Origin of the sequence: Amycolatopsis tucumanensis (genome assembly GCF_021654135.1) — a bacterium.
In the GTDB taxonomy this organism is placed as follows: domain Bacteria; phylum Actinomycetota; class Actinomycetes; order Mycobacteriales; family Pseudonocardiaceae; genus Amycolatopsis_E; species Amycolatopsis_E tucumanensis.
The window spans coordinates 76,968-84,626 of sequence record NZ_JAKGSD010000037.1 but is presented as its reverse complement, the minus strand read 5'-3'; the positions used below and the strand labels follow the sequence as shown (position 1 = coordinate 84,626).

Here is a 7,659-nt window from a genome sequence, read left to right as displayed (position 1 = left end):
CAGGGAAACGCCCGGTCCCATTCCGAACCCGGAAGCTAAGCCTGCCAGCGCCGATAGTACTGCACCCCCGCGGGTGTGGGAGAGTAGGACACCGCCGAACACCCTTTCCCAAGGGCCCGTTAGGATAGCCGATTGGCTCGCCTGACGGGCCTTTGGTGCGTTTACTGATCTTCACAACCTAGAAAGAGGAGGCCCAGGTGGCGGACTTCGGGCGGCGCGACTTCGACGGCGCTGCATCCGATCGCCCCCGGCGCCGCGATACGGCTCCCGGCGCAGGACGATCGGGAGCGCAGCGAGGCACCCCGCGTGGCAAGGCGGGACAGGGTGACCGGTCGGGCGGATTTGGCCGGCAGGACGACAAGCGATCCGGCGGACGCGACTTCGGCGACCGCCGAGGCGGCGAGAGCAACCGCTCGAGCTGGAACCGCGACGACGACCGCCGCGGGAACAACCGCGGCGCCGACGACCGGCGCGGCGACCGCCCGGGCTGGAACCGAGACGAGCCCCGCCGCGGCGGCTGGAACCGTGATGACAACCGCGGCGGTCGCCCGTCCGAGGGACGCGGCGGTTGGAACCGTGATAACAACCGCGGCGGCCGCTCCTCCGAGGGACGCGGTAGCTCGAACCGTGACGACAACCGCGGCGACCGCTCCTTCGAGGGCCGTAGTGGCTGGAACCGTGATGACAAGCGCGGTGACCGCTCCGCCGAGGGACGCGGCGGCTGGAACCGGGACGACAAGCGCGGTGAGCGTTCGTTCGACAACCGCGGAGGTCGCCCGTCCGAGGGGCGTGGCGGCTGGAACCGCGACCACAACCGCGGCGGGCGTTCGTCCGAGAGCCGCGGTGGCTGGAATCGTGACGACAGTCGCGGCGGGCGGGATGACCGGCGTGGTGGCCGGCCCTCCGAGGGCCGTGGTGGCTGGAACCGCGACGACAAGCGTGGTGAGCGTTCGTTCGACAACCGTGGCGGGCGTGACGATCAGCGCGGTGGCCGCTCCTTCGACCGTGGTGGCCGGCCCGCCGAGGCCCGCGGCGAGCGTCGTGACTTCGACCGCGGCGGTCGCTCTTCCGAGGGCCGTGGTGGCGAGCGTCGCGACTTCAACCGTGGTGAGCGGTCCTTCGACAACCGTGGCGGGCGGTCCTTCGACGAGCGTCGTGGGGAGCGGCCGGGCTGGAAGCGCGACGACGACCGGCGTGGCGGCGGCTACGGCAAGCGGGACGACGACCGTTCCGGCCCGCGCCGTGACGGCACCAGGTCGGGCGGGCGCCGCTTCGACGACCGCGACTCCAGCCGGACGCGCGGCAAGTTCGACCGGGGCGACCGGCCGGCCCGCAAGCCCGGCGACGACCGCGCCAGTGGCCGCTTCGAGCGCGACGACCGCTCCGGTGGCCGTTTCGAGCGCGACGACCGTTCTGGCGGCCGGTTCGTGCGCGACGACCGTTCCGGTGGTCGCTTCGAGCGTGGCGACCGTGCCGGTCGGCAGTTCGATCGTGGCGACCGGTCGGGTTGGAAGCGCGACGAACGGTCCGAGGCTGCCGCGGAGACAGCGGAGGAGCGGCTGGACGAGGCTCCGGCTCGGAACTCCGCAGACGACGTGGTGACCAGCAGTTCTACGGCCGCCACGATCAGCGAAGGCGAGGTCGCCGACCAGGCGGACGCGACCCGCGCCGACCAGGCGGACGCGACCGGCGCCGACCTCGTGGACGCTACCGGCGCCGCCGGTGACGACAGCACCTACGAGGACCGCGCTGCCGAGGACCGCGCTGCGGACACCCGGGACGGAAGCGCCGACACGGACGGGCCCGATGAGGGTGCTGGCATCGCCGATGAGGACGCGGCAGGCAGGCCCGGAGAGGGCGCCGGCACCGGCGGCGACGACACCGCGGGCAAGCCCGGCAAGCGCGTCGGCTCCGCCGGCGACAGTGCCGCGGGTAGGCCCGCTGCGAACCTTCCGGACGACGCCACCGCCGACGAGGACCTCGCTGACGGCTTCGACGAGGACGACACCATCGAGCAGGTCGCCTCGCCGGTCGCGCGTGAGGACGACGTCGAGATCGCCGACGCCGAGTTCCGTGACGCGCGCCGTGCGGAGCGCCGGTCCGACGACCGCCGCGGGAAGCGGGGTGGCCGGGATCTCGACGACGCGGCCCTCGCGCGGGAACTGCTCGAAGCTCCGGAACTGCCGGAGGACATCGAGTACAGCGACCTCGACCCGGACGTCCGGCGCGAGCTGCGCTCCCTGCCGAAGTCGCTCGCCGAGACCGTCGGCAAGCACCTCGTCGCGGCGGGCAACCTCATCGACACCGACCCGGAGGCCGCCCTGGCGCACGCCAAGTACGCCAAGACCCGCGCCTCCCGGATCCCCATCGTCCGCGAGGCGCTCGGCCTGGTGTCCTACCACGCCGGCCGCTGGCAGGAAGCCCTGGCCGAGCTGCGGGCCGTCCGCCGGATGACCCACACCGACCAGCACATCGCCGTCATTGCCGACGCCGAGCGCGCCCTCGGCCGCCCCGAGCGGGCCCTCGACCTCGCCAAGGAGATGCAGGGCCGCAAGCTGCCGCGCGACGTCGAGATCGAGCTGAAGATCGTCGCCGCCGGGGCGCGGCGCGACCTCGGCCAGGTGGACGCCGCCGTGGTCTCCCTGCAGGGCGACGACCTCGACCCGCGCAAGCGCGACCCGTGGAGTGCCCGGCTGTTCTACGCCTACGCGGACAACCTCGTCGCGGCCGACCGCACCGAGGAAGCCCTCCGCTGGTTCCTGCACGCCGCCGAGGCCGATGCGGAGGACGAGACCGACGCCGCCGAGCGCGCCGCGGAGCTCGCGAATGGCTGACGCCCTCCAGGCCGCCTACGACGCGTTCCTGTTCGACCTCGACGGAACCGTCTACCACGGTCCCCGGCCCATCCCGGGGGCCGCGGCGGCCATCCGGCAGCTGCGCGACCAGGGCGCCGCGGTGCGCTTCGTCACCAACAACGCCTCCAAGGCGCCCGGGGACGTCGCGGACCACCTCCGCGCGCTCGACGTCGACGCCACCCCGGACGAGGTCAGCACCAGCGCCCAGGCCGCGGCCCGGCTGCTCGGCGAACGGCTGCCCGCCGGGGCGGTCGTCCTCGTCGTCGGCACCGACGCGCTCGCCGGCGAGATCGCCGCCGTGGGCCTGAAACCCGTGCGCGAGGCCGGGGACGACGTCGCCGCCGTCGTGCAGGGCCACAACCCCGCCACCGGCTGGGCCGACCTCGCCGAGGCGTGCGTCGCCATCCGCGGCGGCGCCCTGTGGGTCGCCTGCAACGTCGACACCACCCTGCCCACCGAACGCGGCCTGCTGCCCGGCAACGGCTCGATGGTCGCCGCCCTGCGCACGGCCACCGGCGCCACCCCCGAGGTCGCCGGCAAACCAGAGGCCCCGCTGTTCCACACCGCCGCGAAGTCGGCGAACGCGAGCCGCCCCCTTGCGATCGGGGACCGGCTGGACACCGACATCGCGGGTGCCGTCACCGCGGGCATGGACTCGCTGTGCGTGCTCACCGGCGTCGCGACCCCCGCCACTCTCGTCACCGCGGTCCCCGCCGAACGGCCGACCTACCTGGGCGCCGACCTCGGCGCCCTCACCGAACCCGCGGACGACCTGCGCGTCGCCCCGCAGGACGGCTGGGACGTCCGCCGCGACGGGGACACGCTCGTCGCGACCGGCGACGGCGACCCGCTGGCCCTGCTGCGCACCCTCTGCGCCGTCGCCTGGGACACCGGCGTCACCGCCCTCCGGGCCGGGGACGACCGGGCCGGAAAAATCCTCGCGGAGCTGGGGCTGCCGTCCGGCGGCCAGCCGATCCGTTAGCGTGGTGACCGTGCAGCACCAACCGACTCCGCAACCGCCGCGACCGGTCCCCGGGCCGCCGCCGGCCGCCGCGCCGCAGCAGGACCCGCGCGCCGGCATCGAGGAGGCCATGGCCGCGCTCGACGACCTGGACCGGATCCCGCTCGCCGAGCACGTCGAGCGCTTCGACGCCGTGCACGCCGAGCTCACCACCGCCCTGTCCAGCATCGACAAGGTGTGAGGCGATGCCCCGCAGGGCCCGCCTCGACGCCGAACTGGTGCGCCGCGGCCTCGCCCGCTCCCGCGAGCACGCCAGCACGCTGATCAGCGAGGGCAAGGTGACCGTCAACGGCATGGTCGCCAGCAAACCCGCCACCGGCGTCGAGACCGGCGCGCCGATCGTCGTGAAAGCCACCGACGACCCGGGCTGGGCGTCCCGCGGCGCCCACAAGCTGCTCGGCGCGCTCGAGGCCTTCGAACCGGCCGGGCTGTCCGTCGGCGGCAAACGCTGCCTGGACGCGGGCGCCTCGACCGGCGGGTTCACCGACGTCCTGCTCCGCCGCGGCGCCGCCCAGGTGGTGGCCGCCGACGTCGGCCGCGGCCTGCTCGACTGGCGGCTGCAGACCGACGAGCGCGTCGTCGTGCTGGACAAGACCAACGTCCGCAACCTGACCCCGGAGCAGTGCGGCGGACCGGTCGACCTGGTCGTCGGCGACCTGTCGTTCATCTCGCTGCGCCTGGTCCTGCCCGCGCTCGCCGCCTGCGCGACCGCCGATGCCGACCTTGTCCCGATGGTCAAACCGCAGTTCGAGGTCGGCAAGGAACGCCTCGGCAGCGGCGGCGTGGTGCGGGACCCGGAACTGCGCGCCCGTGCCGTCCTGGACGTCCTGGACGCCGCCGCCGGGCTGGGCCTGCACCCGCACGGCGTGGTCGCGAGCCCGCTGCCGGGACCGTCCGGCAACGTCGAGTACTTCGCCTGGCTGCGCCGCGACCCGGTGCCGGACCAGGACGTCGAGCAACTGGTCCGCGACGCGGTCGGGAAGGGGCCCCAGTGAGCGAGCGCCGCGAGGTCCTGCTGGTCATGCACCCCGACCGCGAGACGACCAAGGACGCCGCGCGCGAGGTCGCCACCCGGTTCGACGAGGCCGGCATCGGGCTGCGCGTCATCGACGACGAGGTCAAGGAACTGATCGAGCACGACTCCCTCGACGAGCTGTGCACCCTCGTCGCGCCCGGTGACGACCCGGCCCGCGGCGCCGAGCTGGTGCTCGTGCTCGGCGGCGACGGCACCCTGCTGCGCGCCGCCGAACTGGCCCGCCCCGCCGGGGTGCCGGTGCTGGGCGTCAACCTCGGCCGCGTCGGCTTCCTCACCGAGGCCGATTCGGACGCGCTCACCGAGACCGTCGGGCGGGTCGTCTCGCGCGAGTACACCGTCGAGGAGCGCATGACGATCGACGTCACGGTGTCGGTCGAGGGCCGGGTCGTGGCCCGCACCTGGGCGCTCAACGAGGCCAGCGTCGAGAAGAGCACCCGCGAGCGGATCCTGGACGCGCTCATCGAGGTCGACGGCAGGCCGGTGTCCGCCTTCGGCTGCGACGGTGTGCTGTGCGCCACTCCGACCGGCTCCACCGCCTACGCGTTCTCCGCCGGCGGCCCGGTCATCTGGCCCGACGTCGAGGCGCTGCTCGTCGTCCCCAGCAACGCGCACGCGATGTTCTCCCGCCCGCTGGTCGTCTCCCGCGACTCGGTGATCACCGTCGGCGTCGACCCGTACGGCTCGCCCGCGGTCCTGACCTGCGACGGGCTGCGGCACATCGCCCTGCCGCGCGGCGCCAGGGTCGAGGTCGTGGCCGGTGAGGTCCCGGTCCGGCTGGCCCGCCTGCACCCCGGCCCGTTCACCGACCGGCTGGTCCACAAGTTCTCGCTGCCCGTCAAGAGCTGGCGGGAACGGCACGCGCGCTGAGGCGAGGCGGCCGCGGATTGTCGGAGCGGACCGCTACGGTGGTCTGCGTGCTGGCCGAGATGCGCATCCAGGGCCTCGGAGTGATCGAGGACGCCCTGCTCGAACTGCACCCGGGATTCACTGTGGTCACCGGCGAGACCGGCGCGGGCAAGACCATGGTCGTCACCGGGCTGCACCTGCTGTCCGGGGGACGCGCCGAGGCGTCGAAGGTCCGCAACGGCTCCGGCCGGGCGAGCGTCGAGGGACGCTTCGAAGGCGTGTTCGCCGGTCACGTCGCCCGGATCGTCGCCGACGCGGGCGGCGAGACCGACGAGGACGGCAGCCTCATCGCGCTGCGCTCGGTGGGCGCCGACGGGCGGTCCCGCGCCCACCTCGGCGGCCGCTCGGTGCCGGTGAGCGTGCTGTCCGACCTGGCCGACCGGCTGCTGGCGGTGCACGGCCAGAACGACCAGCTGCGGCTGCTGCGCCCGTCCGAACAACGCGAGGTGCTCGACCGGTTCGCCGGGGACGACGTCGCCGAGCCGCTGCGCTGGTACCGGGAGGTGCGCGACGAGTGGCTCGCGGTGGTCGCGGAGCTGACGGAGCGCACCAGCCGCTCCCGCGAGATGGCGCAGCAGGCGGACCTGCTCAAGCACGGTCTGGACGAGATCGCCGCGGTCGACCCGAAGCCGGGGGAGGACGCGGAGCTGGCCGAGCAGGTCAAGCGGCTCACCGCGACCGAGGAGCTGCGGGCGGCGGCGAGCGGCGCGCAGGCCGCGGTGTCCGGCGCGGCCGACGGCGACCCGGACCAGCCGGGCGCGCTCGGCCTGATCGGCGAGGCCCGGCGGCGGCTGGCCGGCGCGGACGACTCGGCCCTGCGGGACCTGGAGCCGCGGCTGGCCGAGGCCGAGATGCTGCTCAACGACGTCGGCGCCGAGCTGGGCGGCTACCTCGACGGGCTGGACGCCGATCCGGGCCTGCTCGAGCAGATCCTCGCCAGGCAGGCCGAGCTGAAGACCCTGACCCGCAAGTACGCGCCCGACATCGACGGCGTCTTGGCCTGGGCCGAGGACGCGAACTCGCGCCTGGCGTCGATGGACACCTCGGAGGAGGCGCTGGCGGCGCTGGCCGCGCGGCGGGACGAGCTGGCCACGCAGCTGGCCGTGCACGCCGCCGCGGTGTCGGCGGCCCGCACCGTCGCCGCCGCCGAGCTGGCCGGCGCGGTCACCGAGGAGCTGTCCGGCCTGGCGATGGGCCAGGCCCAGATCGAGGTGACGGTGAAGCGCCGCGCCACGGACGCGTCCGACCCGCAGGCGCTGCGGGTGGACGGCGAGCTGGTGCACGCCGGCGGCTCCGGTGTGGACGACGTCGAGCTGATGCTCAAGGCGCACCCGGCCGCGCCCGCGATGCCGGTGCACAAGGCCGCCTCCGGCGGTGAGCTGTCCCGCGTGATGCTCGCGATCGAGGTCGTGCTGGCCGACGCCGACACCGTGCAGACGCTGGTGTTCGACGAGGTCGACGCCGGGGTCGGCGGCCGCGCGGCCATCGAGATCGGGCGGCGCCTCGCCCGGCTCGCGCGCACCCACCAGGTGCTCGTGGTGACGCACCTGCCGCAGGTGGCCGCGTTCGCCGACCGGCATCTGGTGGTCGACAAGGGCACGGCGGAGGGCGTCACGCGCAGCGACGTGAAGACGCTGCGCAAGTCCGAGCGGGTGGTCGAGCTGGCGCGGATGCTCGCCGGGATGGAGAGCACCGAGACCGGGCGGGCGCACGCGGAAGAACTGCTCGCGGTGGCCGACGCGGACAAGGAAGCGGCGGCGAAACCGCGCCGGAAGACCGGCAAGCGCACCAAGCGCTGACCGTCCACACGCGCCGGACCGCCGGGGGATCACGGCGAGAAA

At 74.4% G+C, this 7,659-nt stretch carries 6 protein-coding genes and 1 rRNA gene; all 7 read left to right on the top strand.

The genetic code is table 11. From position 1 onward, the window contains the following. Positions 1-100: ribosomal RNA gene (gene rrf, locus L2C96_RS29945) — 5S ribosomal RNA — on the top strand; the annotation flags it as partial. A 1,498-nt stretch (positions 101-1,598) separates the two neighbouring features. Next, complete coding sequence (locus L2C96_RS29940; protein WP_237338568.1) at positions 1,599-2,834, top strand: hypothetical protein; 1,236 nt, start codon at positions 1,599-1,601, stop codon at positions 2,832-2,834. Beyond that, positions 2,827-3,837 (top strand): HAD-IIA family hydrolase, encoded by a 1,011-nt coding sequence (locus L2C96_RS29935; RefSeq protein WP_237338567.1) that lies wholly within the window; start codon positions 2,827-2,829, stop codon positions 3,835-3,837. The genes L2C96_RS29940 and L2C96_RS29935 overlap by 8 nt, the downstream gene beginning before the upstream one ends. A gap of 10 nt (positions 3,838-3,847) precedes the next feature. After that, entirely contained in the window at positions 3,848-4,057 is a 210-nt protein-coding gene (locus L2C96_RS29930; RefSeq protein WP_237338566.1) for a hypothetical protein, read from the top strand. Positions 4,058-4,061: 4 nt separating this feature from the next. Continuing rightward, positions 4,062-4,871 carry a TlyA family RNA methyltransferase gene (locus tag L2C96_RS29925; protein WP_237338565.1) on the top strand — a complete coding sequence of 270 codons (810 nt, stop codon included), beginning with the start codon at positions 4,062-4,064 and terminating at the stop codon, positions 4,869-4,871. Next, positions 4,868-5,779: an NAD kinase gene (locus L2C96_RS29920; protein ID WP_017982001.1), complete on the top strand. Its 912-nt coding sequence runs from the start codon at positions 4,868-4,870 to the stop codon at positions 5,777-5,779. Before L2C96_RS29925 ends, L2C96_RS29920 begins: the two co-directional genes overlap by 4 nt. A gap of 47 nt (positions 5,780-5,826) precedes the next feature. Continuing rightward, on the top strand, positions 5,827-7,617 hold the full coding sequence (recN, locus tag L2C96_RS29915) for a DNA repair protein RecN (protein ID WP_237338564.1): 1,791 nt from the start codon (positions 5,827-5,829) through the stop codon (positions 7,615-7,617). Positions 7,618-7,659: the final 42 nt, after the last annotated feature.

Excerpts from the sequence above, each read along its gene's own strand:
- L2C96_RS29935 (WP_237338567.1), top strand. The coding sequence starts at position 2,827 with ATGGCTGACGCCCTCCAGGCCGCCTACGACGCGTTCCTGTTCGACCTC.
- L2C96_RS29925 (WP_237338565.1), top strand. The coding sequence starts at position 4,062 with ATGCCCCGCAGGGCCCGCCTCGACGCCGAACTGGTGCGCCGCGGCCTC.